At 64.5% G+C, this 15,229-nt stretch carries 15 protein-coding genes; 6 read left to right on the top strand and 9 right to left on the bottom strand.

Annotation, left to right across the window (positions count from 1 at the left end; genetic code table 11):
• Positions 1-55: 55 nt before the first annotated feature.
• The 3 genes from QOL57_RS01750 to QOL57_RS01740 all read right to left on the bottom strand — a co-directional run bounded on the left by QOL57_RS01750 (position 56) and on the right by QOL57_RS01740 (position 4,058).
• Complete coding sequence (locus tag QOL57_RS01750; RefSeq protein WP_089240570.1) at positions 56-3,262, bottom strand: zeta toxin family protein; 3,207 nt, start codon at positions 3,260-3,262, stop codon at positions 56-58.
• 5 nt (positions 3,263-3,267) lie between these two features.
• Positions 3,268-3,609, bottom strand: a complete 342-nt coding sequence (locus QOL57_RS01745; RefSeq protein WP_244900797.1) for a hypothetical protein — start codon at positions 3,607-3,609, stop codon at positions 3,268-3,270.
• Between the two features lie 110 nt (positions 3,610-3,719).
• Positions 3,720-4,058 carry a hypothetical protein gene (locus tag QOL57_RS01740; RefSeq protein ID WP_230112326.1) on the bottom strand — a complete coding sequence of 113 codons (339 nt, stop codon included), beginning with the start codon at positions 4,056-4,058 and terminating at the stop codon, positions 3,720-3,722.
• Between the two features lie 208 nt (positions 4,059-4,266).
• Between QOL57_RS01740 and QOL57_RS01735 the strand changes: the two genes are divergently transcribed.
• Positions 4,267-5,049: a 3-hydroxybutyrate dehydrogenase gene (locus QOL57_RS01735; protein ID WP_089240574.1), complete on the top strand. Its 783-nt coding sequence runs from the start codon at positions 4,267-4,269 to the stop codon at positions 5,047-5,049.
• A gap of 91 nt (positions 5,050-5,140) precedes the next feature.
• On the opposite strand, the gene QOL57_RS01730 is transcribed toward QOL57_RS01735, so the two are convergent.
• The 3 genes from QOL57_RS01730 to QOL57_RS01720 form a co-directional block, all read right to left on the bottom strand.
• Positions 5,141-5,581: a chemotaxis protein CheW gene (locus tag QOL57_RS01730; RefSeq protein WP_089240576.1), complete on the bottom strand. Its 441-nt coding sequence runs from the start codon at positions 5,579-5,581 to the stop codon at positions 5,141-5,143.
• 175 nt (positions 5,582-5,756) lie between these two features.
• Positions 5,757-6,215 (bottom strand): SRPBCC family protein, encoded by a 459-nt coding sequence (locus QOL57_RS01725; protein ID WP_089240578.1) that lies wholly within the window; start codon positions 6,213-6,215, stop codon positions 5,757-5,759.
• Between the two features lie 2 nt (positions 6,216-6,217).
• The gene (locus QOL57_RS01720; RefSeq protein WP_032976138.1) at positions 6,218-6,532 is read right to left on the bottom strand and encodes a metalloregulator ArsR/SmtB family transcription factor; all 315 of its coding nucleotides are present in this window, start codon (positions 6,530-6,532) and stop codon (positions 6,218-6,220) included.
• Between the two features lie 440 nt (positions 6,533-6,972).
• Between QOL57_RS01720 and QOL57_RS01715 the strand changes: the two genes are divergently transcribed.
• Together QOL57_RS01715 and QOL57_RS01710 are read left to right on the top strand one after the other, a co-directional pair.
• Positions 6,973-7,497: a GNAT family N-acetyltransferase gene (locus tag QOL57_RS01715; RefSeq protein WP_089240580.1), complete on the top strand. Its 525-nt coding sequence runs from the start codon at positions 6,973-6,975 to the stop codon at positions 7,495-7,497.
• 93 nt (positions 7,498-7,590) lie between these two features.
• Positions 7,591-9,360, top strand: a complete 1,770-nt coding sequence (locus QOL57_RS01710) for an oleate hydratase (RefSeq protein ID WP_089240582.1) — start codon at positions 7,591-7,593, stop codon at positions 9,358-9,360.
• 83 nt (positions 9,361-9,443) lie between these two features.
• On the opposite strand, the gene QOL57_RS01705 is transcribed toward QOL57_RS01710, so the two are convergent.
• Entirely contained in the window at positions 9,444-10,289 is an 846-nt protein-coding gene (locus tag QOL57_RS01705; protein ID WP_089240584.1) for an oxidoreductase, read from the bottom strand.
• Between the two features lie 102 nt (positions 10,290-10,391).
• Between QOL57_RS01705 and QOL57_RS01700 the strand changes: the two genes are divergently transcribed.
• The 3 genes from QOL57_RS01700 to QOL57_RS01690 all read left to right on the top strand — a co-directional run bounded on the left by QOL57_RS01700 (position 10,392) and on the right by QOL57_RS01690 (position 12,651).
• Positions 10,392-11,345, top strand: coding sequence for an AraC family transcriptional regulator (locus tag QOL57_RS01700; protein ID WP_198512181.1), 954 nt, complete (start codon positions 10,392-10,394; stop codon positions 11,343-11,345).
• Positions 11,346-11,472: 127 nt separating this feature from the next.
• A complete protein-coding gene (locus tag QOL57_RS01695) occupies positions 11,473-12,060 on the top strand; it encodes a TetR/AcrR family transcriptional regulator (RefSeq protein ID WP_089240586.1) in 588 nt (195 codons plus the stop codon).
• Positions 12,061-12,150: 90 nt separating this feature from the next.
• Positions 12,151-12,651 (top strand): hypothetical protein, encoded by a 501-nt coding sequence (locus QOL57_RS01690; RefSeq protein WP_089240587.1) that lies wholly within the window; start codon positions 12,151-12,153, stop codon positions 12,649-12,651.
• Between the two features lie 24 nt (positions 12,652-12,675).
• Here the strand turns inward: QOL57_RS01690 and QOL57_RS01685 are convergent, their stop codons facing one another.
• Together QOL57_RS01685 and ftrA are read right to left on the bottom strand one after the other, a co-directional pair.
• Positions 12,676-13,917 (bottom strand): hypothetical protein, encoded by a 1,242-nt coding sequence (locus QOL57_RS01685; RefSeq protein ID WP_089240589.1) that lies wholly within the window; start codon positions 13,915-13,917, stop codon positions 12,676-12,678.
• Positions 13,918-13,992: 75 nt separating this feature from the next.
• Entirely contained in the window at positions 13,993-14,994 is a 1,002-nt protein-coding gene (ftrA, locus tag QOL57_RS01680) for a transcriptional regulator FtrA (RefSeq protein ID WP_089240591.1), read from the bottom strand.
• Positions 14,995-15,229 lie beyond the last annotated feature (235 nt).

Genomic DNA, 15,229 nt, shown 5'->3' with positions numbered 1-15,229 from the left:
GGAGCATCCACGCGTGGCGTGGATCTACTGAGACAGCGCTACGCAGTAGATTCGCTCAGCCCATGCTGGCGGCGCGGATCTGGATATCCTGCTGTACGCGCTGATCTTCCAGTTGCTGTTCCAGTTGGTTGGCGATGGCGCGTTGCTGCGCTTCGCGGCTGACCGCGTCGAACTGCTGCATTGATTCTTCAACCGAGGTCTGTGCGGCCAGCTCGGTGGGTATTGCGGCGCGCTGGTGTGCGGGGTCGCTGGGCTCGCCCTGGACCACAAACAGGGTGTGACCGGCGGGCTTGTCTGCGGTCGCGTTGCTCAGCAGTACGTGGTCGACGCGTCCCAGGTCGTTGTCTTTGGCCAGCACCAGCAGGCTGGCGGTCATGCGCTCGCTGGCGTCGTCGAAGGTGCGACCGTGCTTTGCATCCAACGTTGCCACGCCTGCGCGTACCTGCTGGTAGAGGGCGTGATCGGGATGCTCAGGCTGGGTGGGTAGCAGGGGTGCGGGCCGTACTTCTGGTACTCGCGAGGCTGTTGCGCTTGAGGGTTGAGCTGCCTGTGCTTCCACGGGTGGTGGAGTGTAAGGAGGCTCGTGCCCCGAGACCTTGGGCGTGGATTCTGTAGACAGCGGGGGCGTAGCTGGCTCGGCTGCGGTGCGGCTGGCTGGAACTTCTGACTCGGGCTGGATCGGCGCCGGCTTTGGGTCGGTTTCGTGGAGGCGAGCAGTCACTGGCGCGGCGTCGGCCACTTCGGTCTGGTTCGCCGGGGCCGGGGAGTGGGCGTGAGTCGCAACGGGATCCTGCACGGGCACGGGGCGCTCGACGCCTGGCGTAAGCAACGCCCTCGCTTCGGGTTGAGCGCGAGATTGCTCAGCCGCAGGAACGCCAGGTGATGGCACGGGTGCAGACGGCGTCTGGTGGGCAGAAGAGTCGGCATCCGCGCGTGCTTTCTGCTCGCTCGAATCGTCCTGTGTTTGGGGCGCTTCAGCTGCGGTTGGCTCGGGTCGTGGCCCTTCCGGGCGCGCCGGTTCCTGTGCCGATTCGGCACGAACCGACGGAGTCGGTGCTGCAGGCGCAGGAGTGCGGTGCTCCTGCACCAGAGGTGATGCGCTGGGCGCCGGCGCAGCTCGCTCCTCGGCGTGCGCATCGACTACTGCCTGCAGCGTCAGGCGCTCATCGGCGTGTTCGCCGCGCACCTCGGCTACCGCTGCGGCGGCCAGTTGCTGCGCCTGAGGAGCCGCGACGCCCAGCCGGTTCGCTTCCTGCGTGGCCTGATCGTAGGCATCGCGCTCGTTTGCGGTCAGGGCTTCAATACGTCGCTCATGGGAGCCGGGTGTGGGAGCCTCCTGCTGCTGGATCGCCCGGATCTGCGGGTAGGTGCCGTTCAACTCGTCGCGGATGTTGCCCTCGGCCAGCGAATCGTAGATCCAACCGTCATGCAGCCATTCGCCATCGTGCTGGCGTTCATAGGTGCGCCCATCGGATGCCAGAACGTGATCGGGATGGTTCCGGGCGAAGACCACCTCCTCCGGAATCTCGCCGTACTGGGACCAGCTTTGCGTGGTGTATACCTGCTCGTACTGCTTGGCGAAGGCGGCTGAACTCCGGGCGGCGTTGAAGGCCATGATGCCTTGAGCGGTCTCATCGAGATGGGCCGCCTTGGCGGCATCGGCTACTTCCACCGTCGTGTTCTTGATGCCGTGCTCAAGGACTTGATGGACGACCTCACGTCGCCATTCGCCGGTTTCCGGACTGCGCTCCCAGGAGCGCGGCAGTGCGCTGGGTGTGTCGGTGGCGTCGCCGGCAATGCTGAAAGGATTTATCGGTTGATCAGGCTCCCGCATCCGCAGGCCAACGGCCAAGCTTGAGGCTTGGTAGTTCAGTCGCTGTGTCAATTCGGCATCGGCCGTCAGCAGCGTAGTCGGGCCGTAGATCGGGCGATCGGCCAAGGTGCCGACGGTGCCTATGATTTCCCGTTCGCTGTGTGTCCAGCCCTTCTCAGGATGGCCGGGATCAAACGTCCAGACTCTGCCGGTGCCGTCGGTTTGGTTGTTGATCTGGTATTTCTCGATCCATTCGACGATCTCACTGCTACCCCAAGCACCCAACCCGGCACCGATGATGCCGGTGACAATCGCTCCGGGGGCCGACTCGATGCCCAACAGTGTGCCGGCCTTGGCGCCAACCACCGCGCCGGTCCAAGCGCCGACACTGCGTACGCCGAAGTCCAATATTGCGGCTTCCGCGCCTGTGCGGTTGTCGCGCGCGTACAGGTCGGCAATCTTTGTCCCTGCCGTGGCTGCTTCAACGACAGTTGCTGCGGCACCGCCGATGACGGCGCCCCGCACCATGTTTGGACGGACGCGGATGGTGTGGTCAATGGTTTGCGCTTGGCGGAAGTTGGACGCATTGGCTTCAACAACCTTGAGTGCCGCGCGCTCATCGAAAACGGCTGCCGCTGTTGGTGGGCTGACCTTGTCGTTGTAGGGCAGGGTGTTCGCAAGTTCGGCGTGCCAGCGCCCTTGTGTGCGCCAGCCATCGCGCACTGCTTGGGTGATTCGAGGGTCTTTCAGCCGAGCTTCGCGTTCGGCTTCCAGTGCTGCGCCCGGTAGGCGGGCGTCGTTCTGGCTGTCGTAGACCTGAGCGCCTTCGCGTCCGTAGAGCCGAATCTGGATGCCGGTCTCGGCCTGGACCTTGTCCAGATTGCCGGGCAAGGCTTCGTAGACGTGTTTGCGCACGTCCTCGGGGACGTAGCGGCCAAAGCCATTGCGATCCATGGATTTGGTAAAGCGACCTTCGACGCCCAACTCGCTTTCCAGTCGGTGTGCGACGACGCCTCGAATCTCAACATCGTAGCCTTTGGCCTGAAGGCCTTTTATCAGTTTGATCGCGCTATCACCGTTGCCGAGCGTGGTATCGAGGATGAGATTCCTACGACCCTCAACTGCTGCGGAGCGCAATTCTTTGGCCCATTGGCTGGCGTCCTCGTGGGTATGACCGGCCCAGGTGTATGGGTGCCGCTCATACAGTCGCTCTACACCTGGATACGCATCGCGTAGCTCGTCGGGATCCACGACAACTACATTTCCGCCAAGGTCCGCTTTGCCGAAGTCCTTAAGTGTGCTTTTTCCTGAGCCAGGCTGTCCTGCGAGGAGGATGGCCTTCGGTGTTGTCTGTGAGGTGTGGTGACTCAAGCCACTCTCGGGAATGATCTTTTCCCGAAGAGCCGACTGGTGCACATCTGCTGGCAATTGACCGTCCATGGAGGCCATCAGCGTTACCTCATACTGGCTTCAAAGTAGGCGCGCAGCTCACTGAGATTGGCTAGGCCAATGTTGCTGGACCTGGCAAATGACATCAGTCGTTCCTTTTCTTTGGCTCGTTCGATGGCTTGCGGATCGCCTGATGCCACAGCGGCATCAATTTCAGCGCGCGCTTCACTCTTGAATGCACTAAGACAGTCCTCCAACAGCCAGACTGCGGCCTCAAAGGGGGGGGCGTAACTCTGCCGCCCGTCGCTCACTGAAATGAGAGCCCTCTGCAGTTGTTCGATGTGATCCGGATAGTCCTTGAGCAACTCAAGGAGCTTTGTCGGTACCGGGGGAGGGGAATGAGGCATGGGTTTCACCTGGTCAGCGGTTTGACACGTTTTCATGAGTATCTGCACTTGCAGGTATGAGTTCAACGCCACCCAGGTCCTGCTGGGCATCAGAGGAGTGGTCAGATCTCTCAGGGGTTGACTTGAAAGTACTCGTAAAGCTCATGGAGGCCCTTCATTCCCCCGTTGCCGGAGCGCGCCCGGAACATCAGTTTGAACTTCTCATCTGCTTTCGCAATAGATCGAGCTTCGCACGATGCCTCAACGGCGGCCAGGTGAATGCGGGCTTCGCTGATAAAGCCATCAAGGCAGTCCTCCAATAGCCATACCGCTGTCTCAAAAGGCGGGTCGGACTTGATTCTTCTGTGCTCTACCGAGTTGAGAGCCTCCTGCAGCCGTTCGATATGCTCCGGATAGTCTTTAAGCATTTCCCGGAGTTTTGCTGGAACGGGAGGGGAAGAGGGGGCCACGACTTTCACCTTTTCTGCAGATCCATGCGGATTCGAGAGTATCCGCACATGACTCGCTGGGTCCAATGTCATTTACGACATCGGCTGGGTAAGTTGCCGGCCGCCTTGAGCGGGATCATTGGGGTAGGTGGCGTTGAGGGAGAGTATCCACGCATGGCGTGGATCTACGGAGCTACACTGGTCACCTACGCCCGATGGAAGCTCGCCCATGTTCAATGGAAAAGTCGCGGTAGTTACCGGCTCCACCAGCGGTATCGGTCTTGGCATTGCCACCGCGCTGGCGCGGCAAGGCGCCGACATCGTGTTGAATGGATTTGGCGATGCGGCGGAGATCGAACGCATCCGTTCCAGCTTGGAAACCGAGTTTGGTATACGGGTGGCGCACGATGGCGCCGACCTTTCGCGTGGCCATGCGGTGCGCGAGATGATCGACCACGCCGTTGCGACGATGGGACGCATCGACATTCTGGTGAACAACGCGGGCATCCAGCACACCGCGTCGATCGAGGAATTCCCTGTCGAAAAGTGGGATGCGATCCTCGCGCTGAATCTCTCGGCGGTGTTCCACTCAACGGCGGCGGCCTTGCCTTACATGAAGCAGCAGGGTGCCGGCCGCATCATCAACATCGCGTCGGTGCATGGACTGGTTGGGTCGGTGAACAAGTCTGCCTATGTGGCGGCGAAGCACGGCGTGGTGGGGTTCACCAAGGTAACGGCGCTGGAGAACGCGGGCACGGGCATCACCGCCAACGCCATCTGCCCGGGGTGGGTGCGAACGGCGCTGGTCGAGCAGCAGATCACAGCATTGGCTGAGCGCGAGGGAACGGATCAGGAGTCCGCCGCTCGCGCGCTGCTGGCCGAGAAGCAGCCGTCGTTGCAGTTCGTGACACCCGAGCAGCTGGGGGAGATGGTGGTGTTCCTGGCCTCGGATGCTGCGGCTCAGATTACGGGCACGGCGCTGCCGGTGGATGGGGGCTGGACGGCGCGCTAGCTGGCCGGCTGCCCGCCGGGCATGGCCCGGCGCTACCGGGAGATCGGTGTGGGGTCCGGTGTTATCGGGAGGTCGGTGCGATGGTTCGGCGTTATCGAAGCCGGCTGGGATCGATCAGGGGAATCTCGCCCAGGGCATCCAGCGCGATGCGATGACTGTAGAACCCGAACGGCGTATCCGCGGCGGGCCGCACCTTGTGGCGTGGCACGCTTTCGATGTCCTGCACTTCATCGACGGCCAAGGCGAAGGGCTCCGCGCCGGCCTGCATCAGCAGCATGGCCGGGCCGCCGTGGGCGAACGCGCTCAAGCCGATGGCCTGACGCAGGTCGACCACCGGCAGGGCGTGGCCGCGCACGGTGAGGTGCGGGCGCGCGCCACTGCCGGGGCGATCAAAGGTTTCCGGGCCGCGGATTTCAATCGCGGCTTCGACATCGATGGCAAACAGGTGGGTACCGGCCCGCACAACAACAACTTCAATGAAGGCCGGCGACGACGGGGCCGGTTCACCGGCCGAAGGGGGAGAGGGCTGCAAGAGGAACCTGTGGAAGGGTATTTAGACTGCGACGCAATGATGCCGTGTTGACGTGGTGCAACGCGTGCTTGACGGGTGAGCGGCCAACACGCGTTGCATGCGTCGTTCAGCGGAATCAAGGCTCCTTCACGGGTCGGTTGGGGGCCGGGGTAGGGTTGCCAGCCATGGGCTGGCACTACTGGGGTTTGGCGAAGACGTCCAGGCCTTTGCCGGTTTCCAGCAACGACTTCAGGCTCGAGAGCACGATCGGCCAGCCCTGGCGGATGCCGGTATCCATGCCGCTGCCCGGTTCCAGCTCGTCATGGGTCACCGTCAGCTTGACCATGTCCTCATACGGCACGATCTCGAACGTCACCCGGCTGTAGGCCTTCGGGTTGTCCGCCTGCGAGGCGGCGGCCCAGGTGATCACCAGCCGTGAGGGTGGGGTGTTTTCCACCACGTCGCCCATCAGTTCGACCTTGCGTTCGTCATTGGCGCGCACGTGCTGCCAGCGCGAGCCGGGTGTCCAGTCCGATACGTTTTCATGCCCCCAGTAGGTGCGGGCAATCTCCGGCCGGGTGATGGCCTCGAACACCTTCTGCGGTGTGGAGGCGATATAGATCACGTGGATGAAACGGGTGGATTCAGTGCTCATCGTCATTGTCCTTCCAGTTCCTGTTTGAGGTCATGCAGCAGGCTCAAGCGCTGCTGTTCGAACTTGCTTACCCAGCGCGTATAGACGTCGTGCAGCGGCACCGGGTTGATGAAGTGCAGCTTCTCGCGGCCGCGCCTGACGGTGCTGATCAGGTTGGCGTCTTCCAGCAGGCCCAGGTGCTGGGTGACCGATTGCCGGGCCATCTGCAGGTGCTCGCAGAGCTGCCCGAGTGTCTGCCCGTTGCGCTCGCACAGCAGGTCCAACAGCGTGCGGCGTGTGGGGTCGGCCAGTGCCTTGAACACCTTGTCTGCATCCATGGGGGCCTTCAGTTCCAGTTGTCGATCTTGATGTCGTGCGGGCTGGGCTGGCCGCGCCCGATTTCCAGCAGGGATTTCAGGCTCATCAGGAAAATGGCCCATTTGGTGCTGCAGTGGCTTTGATGCCAACTCTGTCTGCGATATCCACCATGACTGCGGCTCCACGGTGGGCGGCGGGTGCCGTCCGTGGGATCACTATAGGCAGGCAAATGCCTGCATGTCAACTGTGGTCCATGGATTTCCAACCGAGGTAGTGCCGGCCGCTGGCCGGCAACCAGGGTGGGGTTGGGAGATTGCAGTTGCCGGCCAGCGGCCGGCACTACCGGTTAGCGGCGCGCAATGGACTTTTGGCCATGGTGATGGCGGCTGCGCGGCGGCATTCTGAGCGGAGCCGGGTGATTGCAGTCGTTCGGGTTCGTTGAATGAAAGGAGCACAACGCGTGACTGATGCAGGAAGAGAGGCGCTGACGATCCGTCGCGCCAGTGTGGCCGATGCGCCTGCGGTGCTGGGCTTGTTCGATGAGGTGATTGCGTGGTTCGTGGCCATCGGCAATCCGCAGCAGTGGGGCACCGAGGCGTGGTCATCCATTCCACGCCGCATCACCCAGGTGACCGATGCCTGCGCACTGCCCGGTGCGTGGGTGGCGGAAACCGCGCAGGGCGAGGTGCGTGCATTCCTGGCGTTGGGCGAGGCGATGCCGTATGTGCCTGCGGCAACCGAGCCAGAGCTGTACGTACGCGTGCTGATTGCTTCGCGCGATGCGCGGGTGCGGGGCATCGGCCGTCGCTTGATGGCGTTCGCCGACGAGCAGGCACGCGCGGCGGGATTGGATTATCTGCGCGTTGATTGCTATGGCGGTGGCAGTGGTGAGCTGGTGCGCTTCTACGAATCGTGTGGTTACGAAAGGTTGTCGACCTTCAATGTGGATGGTTGGCCGGGACAGGTGTTGGGTCGCCGCCTGTGAGGTAGCTGCGTCACTGCGTCGCAGCCTCTCTGCAGGATGCGGTACATCGGTTCAGCGCTAGAGTGGGCATACCCATCCAGGAAGGAGACGCGCATGTACTACAGCAGTGGCAACTACGAGGCCTTCGCGCGCCCGCGCAAGCCGGCGGGCGTGGACAACAAGACGGCGTGGTTCGTGGGTTCGGGCCTGGCCTCGCTGGCCGGTGCGGCGTTCCTGGTGCGCGATGGGCGCATGCCCGGCGAGCGCATCACCATCCTGGAGCAGCAGCAGATTGCCGGTGGCGCGCTGGATGGCCTGAAGGTGCCGGAGAAGGGTTTCGTGATCCGCGGCGGCCGCGAGATGGAAGACCATTTCGAGTGCCTGTGGGACCTGTTCCGTTCGATTCCGTCGCTGGAAGTCGACGATGCCAGCGTGCTGGACGAGTTCTACTGGTTGAACAAGGATGACCCGAACTATTCGCTGCAGCGTGCCACCGTCAACCGGGGCGAGGACGCGCATACGGATGGCCTGTTCACCCTGAGCGAGCAGGCACAGAAGGACATCATCGCGCTGTTCCTGGCTACCCGGCAGGAAATGGAGAACAAGCGCATCAATGAAGTGCTGGGCCGCGATTTCCTGGACAGCAATTTCTGGCTGTACTGGCGCACGATGTTCGCGTTCGAGGAATGGCATTCGGCGCTGGAGATGAAGCTGTACCTGCATCGCTTCATCCACCATATCGGCGGGCTGCCGGACTTCTCTGCGCTGAAGTTCACCAAGTACAACCAGTACGAATCGCTGGTGCTGCCGCTGGTGAAGTGGCTGCAGGAGCGCGGTGTGCAGTTCCAGTACGGCACCGAGGTGACCGATGTGGACTTCGCGCTGCAGGAAGGGCGCAAGCAGGCCACGCGCATCCACTGGACGCGGGATGGCCAGGCCGGTGGCATGGACCTGGGCGCGGACGATCTGCTGTTCATGACGATCGGCTCGCTCACCGAGAATTCCGACAACGGCGACCACCACACCGCTGCGCGCTTGGATGAAGGCCCGGCACCGGCGTGGGACCTGTGGCGACGCATCGCGGCCAAGGATGTGGCGTTCGGGCGCCCGGACGTGTTCGGCGCGCATATAGCGGAAACCAAGTGGGAATCGGCAACGGTGACCACGTTGGACGCGCGCATTCCGGCGTACATCGAGAAGATCGCCAAGCGCGATCCGTTCAGTGGCAGGGTGGTGACCGGCGGCATCGTGAGCGTGCGCGATTCGCGCTGGCTGATGAGCTGGACGGTGAACCGCCAGCCGCACTTCAAGAACCAGCCGAAGGACCAGATCGTGGTGTGGGTGTATTCGCTGTTCGTGGATACGCCCGGCGATTACGTGAACAAGCCGATGCAGGACTGCACGGGTGAGGAGATCACCCGCGAGTGGCTGTACCACCTGGGCGTGCCGGTGGAGGAGATTGACGAATTGGCAGCGACCGGTGCGAAGACGGTGCCGGTGATGATGCCGTACATCACCGCGTTCTTCATGCCGCGCCAGGCCGGTGACCGCCCGGACGTGGTGCCGGAGGGCGCGGTGAACTTCGCCTTCATCGGTCAGTTCGCCGAATCGAAGCAGCGCGATTGCATCTTCACCACCGAGTATTCGGTGCGCACGCCGATGGAAGCGGTGTACACCCTGCTGGGCATCGAGCGTGGCGTGCCGGAGGTGTTTAATTCCACCTATGACGTGCGCACGCTGCTGGCGGCGACCGGCCGCCTGCGCGATGGCAAGGAGCTGGACATTCCGGGGCCGGCGTTCCTGCGCAACCTGCTGATGAACAAGCTGGACAAGACCCAGATCGGCGGGCTGCTGCGTGAGTTCAAGCTGGTGCAGGACGACTGAGCGAGCGGGGCGTAGGTAGCGCCGGGCCATGCCCGGCGGCTTCCACCGCGTGGGCCGCGTCGCTCGCCGGGCATGGCCCGGCGCTACCGCGACGCTGCGCCATCGGTTGAGCGGCTGAGGTATTCCCAGGTGTCGATGCTGTCAGCCATCGATGCCAGCTTCGCCCGCACCAGTTGCACGGCGTCACTGCCCAGCAGCAGATGGCTGGGCGGTGCATCGCTGTCTATCACCTGCAGCATGGCCTGCGCGGCCTTGATCGGGTCGCCCAGCTGATGCCCACTCTTTTCCTCGCGTGCGCGGCGGATCGGGTCGAACAGCGCGTCGTAGTCGCCGATGCTGCGCGAGGCCCGCACCATCGAACGACCGGCCCAATCGGTGCGGAACGAACCCGGCGCGATAGCGGTCACGTGGATGCCGAACGGCGCAACTTCCTTGCCCAGCACCTCGCTGATGCCTTCCAGCGCGAACTTGCTGCCGCAGTACCAGGCGATGCCGGGCAGGGTGATGAAGCCGCCCATGGAGGTGATGTTGAGGATGTGGCCGCGGCGGCGCGCGCGCATGCGCGGCAGCACGGCCTTGATCAGCGCGGCAGGGCCGAACACGTTCACTTCGAACTGATGGCGCAGCTCGTCCAGCGTGGATTCTTCGAGGATGCCTTCGTGGCCGTAGCCGGCATTGTTGATCAGCACGTCGATGGCGCCGATGTCGGCTTCGACGGTGGCCACCAGTGCATCGATGGCGACGGCATCGGTGACGTCCAACAGGCGGCCGAAGGCGCGGCCGGGCGCGAGGGCTTCGAAATCCTGACGGGCGGATTCGCTGCGCACGGTGCCGACCACGCGATGGCCGGCCAGCAGGGCCTGCTGGGCCAGGGCGCGGCCGAAGCCGCTGCTGGTGCCGGTGATGAGGAGGAGGCGGGATACGGTCATGGCTGAGGGCTCGTGGCTGGGGTCTTGCACGTTAGTGGTTGAGTGCGGGGCAGGCCCAGGCCTAAGATTCGGTCGTTCTTGCCTATTCCTATGGGGCGCCCGATGCAATTGACCGATGATCCGCTGCAGCATCCCGCACAGGCGCGCATGGTCGGTCTATTGCAGGCGCTGGCCGTGGACGAGGGCTACACGCTGACGGCAGTGCCCGGTGTGCGGCTGCTGCGCTCGAACCGGCCACTGGCGCGCACGCCGGTGCTGTACGACCCGGGCATCGTGATCGTCTGCCAGGGCGTGAAGCGCGGGTATCTGGGCGGGCAGGTCTACCAGTACGACGCGCAGCACTACCTGGCGGTGTCGGTGCCGGTGCCGTTCACCATGGAAACCGAGGCCACGGCGGAGGCACCGCTGCTGGCGATCTACCTGCATCTGGACCTGCAGCTGGCGGCGGATCTGCTGATTGAACTGGGCGAGCGCGCCGCCAGCACTGAAGTGCCCGCACAGAGCATGATGTCCAGCCCGATGCAGGGCGCGATGCAGGCCACGGTGCTGCGCTTGCTGGAAGCGCTGGCCGATCCGTTGGAGGCAGACGTGTTGGGCCCCTCGCTGGTGCGCGAGCTGTATTTCAGGGTGCTGACCGGTGCACAGGGCGGGGCGATGCGCGAGGCGCTGGCCATGCGCGGGCGCTTCGGCCGCATCGGCAAGGTCCTGCGGTATATCCATGCGGCCTATTCGACGGCGCTGGATGTTGAGGCGCTGGCAGCGCAGGCGGAGATGAGCGTGGCCACGTTCCATGATCACTTCCGCAGCATTACCGGTACCTCGCCGATGCAGTACGTGAAGTCCACGCGGCTGCACCAGGCGCGGCTGCTGATGCTGCGGCAGGGCATGACGGCGGAGGCGGCATCGCTGGCGGTGGGGTACGCCAGCCCGTCGCAGTTCAATCGGGAGTTCAAGCGCCTGTTCGGGTTGCCGCCGGCGGCCGAGGTGGCGCGCATGCGGCGAAGTTTTGCGTTGCCGCCGGCGCCGGCCGATGCGGTGTATTTGTCTTCGCATTGATTGCGGCATTCGCCGGGCATGGCCTGACGCTACCAGGGAAGCCCGTGTCAGGTAGCGCCGGGCCATGCCCGGCGAGCGCAGCGGAGGGCGGTTGACATTGAGTCTACCTACTAGTAGGTTTGCACCCATGAAAGAGTCACTCTCCCCCAAGGCCCACGAGATCCTGGCCCAGGCCCGTTCGCTGCTGGAGGCCGGTGGCTACAACGGTTTCAGCTATGCCGATGTGTCCGCGCGGGTGAACATCAGCAAGGCCAGCATCCACCACCATTTCCCCAGCAAGGCCGACCTGGTGCGCACGGTGGTGGAGCTGTACCGGGCGGAGGCACGCGAGGGCCTGGCGCTGCTGGACCGGCAGCTGGGCGACCCGCTGCAGGAGCTCAATGCGTACGTGGACTACTGGTCCAGCTGCATTGCCGGCGGCACGGCGTCGTTCTGCATCTGCGCGATGCTGGCCGCCGAGATGCCGATGATTCCGCTGGAGGTTGCCGACGAAGTGCGCGGGCACTTCGAGGATCTGACCAGCTGGCTGACCGTGACGCTGGAGAAGGGCGTGGCCCGCGGTCAGCTTCGCCTGCAGGGCACGCCTGCCGACGAGGCCAAGGCCTTCATGGCGTCGGTGCACGGCGCGATGCTGGCGGCACGCGGTTTTGGTGATGCAGCGACGTTCGCGGCGCTGGCACGGTTGTCGATTGCCCGGGTGAGCGCGGCGGTCTGAGTGATTCCCGGAAGGCCTGCGCGAAGCGGGTCTTCTTTTTGCCCATCTAATCTACCTACTAGTAGGTTCATAACTCCAGCAGAGGTTGCCATGAGTCATCCGCTTTCTCCCTTGGGCGTCGTACACACCGCGATCAGCCTGATTCCCATCGTCGCCGGTGTTTACGGATTCATCCGCCATCGCGCCATTGATCCAGCTACGCGCACAGGCAAGCTCTATCTGCTGGGATTGGTGCTGTCGGTGGTGACGTCGTTCACCGTCTCCAGCACCGGGGGGCTCAATCCAGGCCATGCGTTTGGCGTGGTGATCCTGCTGATTGCATTCGGTGGCGTGCTTGCGGCGCGGCTGCGGTTCCTTGGCCGGTTGGCGCCTTATCTATCGACATTCGCGCTGTCTTTCAGCTTCCTGCTGTCGCTGGTTCCGGGCGTGAATGAAACGCTGACGCGACTGCCGGTGGCGCATCCGATTGCGGCCGCGCCGCTGGCGCCGGTGATCCTGCAGACGTTGCTGGGATGTGCGGTGGTGTTTGCGATTGGCTTCGTGGCGCAGTGCTGGCGGATACATGCGCGCAACGCACGCGCACGCGGCTGACGCTGCGCGGGACAGTCCGGGTGATCAGTCTGCCAGCGGTGCTGGTGCGTCTTCGCCATAGGTGGCGTTGGCGCTGCCGCAGGTCGCGTACGCCGCCGCGTTGGCAGGCAGGCCGGTGGCCTTGATGGCACGCCGCGAATCGCCCGCGGACACTTCCACGTAGCGCTCTGCTGCCAGCGTGTCGTCGGGCAGAACGTAAAGCAGCACACGCTGCAGGGTGGATTGGCCGTCCAATGGCTGTGGCTGGCGGAATGCAGGAACCTGCACGCGCGCGCTGTGCCATTCCTGCGGTGCGGCGGCAGTCTGCCAGCGAACCTGTAGCGGCTGGTCGAGATTCAACAGCGCGACACCGGCGGGGTGGTTGGAAGCCGTGCACGCAGCGGGGGGCGCAGCAATGGGCGCGATGGCGTCGTCGCCGATGTCCAGCGTCGCGCCATTGATTTCCAGGCGCACGATCGGCGCGGCGCCGTAGTTGTGCGTCCTGAACTGCACCAGCTCTTCCACGCGGCTGCGCTCGAGCTCGTATTCGGTAGCGCCGGCCAGACGCGCCAGCGCGGGGGCAACCTCGACGTGGTCGGCATAGTGGTAGTAGAGGTGGACGATGTCTGGCCCACCCGATGTGCCCCACACGGGGGGGAGCGCTGTGGTATCCGGATAGGACTGGCGACGCAGTGGCAGGCGGGTGCCGGTGCCCCCGGGCGGGGCGCCGTAATGGTAGTGCTCGATGCCTGGTTTCAGTCGTGCGTTGTCGTAGGGGAAGGCGCTGTCTGCATCGGACTGCGCGTTCGGGTAGCGGTGGAAGGCAACGAAGCGCTCGGGGCTGTCGCCTTGCATGGGCAGGTCAGGCCCGGCACCGGAGTAGGTGGAGGCATAGGGGGAGGTGTCCAGCCACAGTGCATTGCCACTGAGGTTGATGTGCGTTTCGGCGATGGCTGCGCGTGAGCCGCCGGTGGCGGTATCCACGGTACTGTGCAGCGCTTGCCCCAGCGGAACGATGAGCAGGGCGAGGACAGTGGGCAGGAACATCACGGCATGCACACGGCCCGGCACATGCCCACGCTCGCGCACCATGTAGCGAACCCAGGCCAGCAGGAGCACCAGCAGCAGCGGCACGCCAGCCCACAGCGCGAGGGTGACCAACGCCACTACGCCCCAGCCGAGATTCGGGGTGCAGACTGCGATCAGGCCGAGCGCGGCGAGGAGGCTGGCCAGGACCAGCGAGACGCCGATACCGAAGCGGTAGTTCCTGTACGGGGTAGCAGTCATCACCGTTCCATCGGCAGGCCGGGGCGTGCCTGCATCTTGCCGGGTGGATGGCTGCGTGGAAAGACCGGGCGGCTGTCAGCAGCCCACCAGCCGGTCGGCGCTGATGCTACTGCGGTGCTGGTTGCGGTATTCGATGGGGCTGGCGTCGACCATGCCGCGGAAGTGCCGACGGAACGATTCCTGCGAACCGAACCCCGCCTGTTCGGCCACCCATTGCAGTGGACGGTCGGTGGTTTCCAGCAGTTCGCGTGCGTAGGCCACGCGTTCGCGGATGAGCCAGTCGATGGGCGACAGGCCGGTGGCTTCGAGGAACTGCCGCTGCAGGGTGCGCTGGCTCAGCGCGGCCTGCTCGGCGAGGCTGCCCAGCGAATGCGGTTCGCGCAGATTGCGCCGCATCCATTCCATCAGTTTCGCCAGCCGCGTGGGCTCGCCCAGCGGGATCGCGCGGCTGACGCGCTGGCTGCGTTCGGCATCGCGCCACGGCGCCAGCACCAGTCGTTCGGCGACCAGGTTGGCTACGCGCGCGCCGTAATCCTTGCGCACCATGTGCAGCATCATGTCCATGCCGGTGGCCGACCCGGCCGAGGTGATGATGCTGCCGGCGTCCACATACAGCACGTCGTCGCGTACGTGGATGCGTGGGAATTCGCGGGCCAGCGTTTCGGTGAGCCGCCAGTGGGTGGTGGCCTGGCGGCCATCGAGCAGGCCGGCCCACGCAAGCACGAATGCACCGGAGCAGATGGAAGTGATGCGTGCGCCGCGCGCGTGGGCACGGGTGAGGGCATCGAGCAGCGCCTGCGGTGGGCGCTCGCTGGGTTCGCGCCAGCCGGGAATGACGATGATGTCGGCGTCGTCGACGGCGCTCAGATCGTAGGGCAGCTGTACCTGCGCGCTGCCGAGCATGCGCAGCGCACCGGGCTCGCCAGCGCAGAGCTGGGTGCGGTACCAGGCCACGCCCAGTTCGGGGCGGATGGGCGCGAACAGGCCAACCGCGCAGCCGAATTCGAACAGGCCCTGGCCGTGGCAGGCCACGATGGCGACGGTGGGCGCGTTCGGTTCGGCAGGCAGGGTGGGCATGGCTTGATGCTACCGACGCAGGCACGTGCCGCTGAGTGGCGCGCGGGCATGAGGTGATGCCCGCGGGGTATATGGAGCGGTCGCTCCCTTCTTGTAGAGCCGAGCCCACGCTCGGCTCAATACCGGAAGGGGTGGATGCATTCTGACGCGGTCGCGAATAGCAGCCGAGCGTGGGCTCGGCTCTACAGACAGTAGTGCACCGGCGCGGCTGCGTAAGGTCATTACCAGCGGTCAT

This window comes from Stenotrophomonas sp. yr243, assembly GCF_900184195.1.
Taxonomy (GTDB): domain Bacteria; phylum Pseudomonadota; class Gammaproteobacteria; order Xanthomonadales; family Xanthomonadaceae; genus Stenotrophomonas; species Stenotrophomonas lactitubi.
This window is presented reverse-complemented; position numbering and strand designations above follow the sequence as displayed.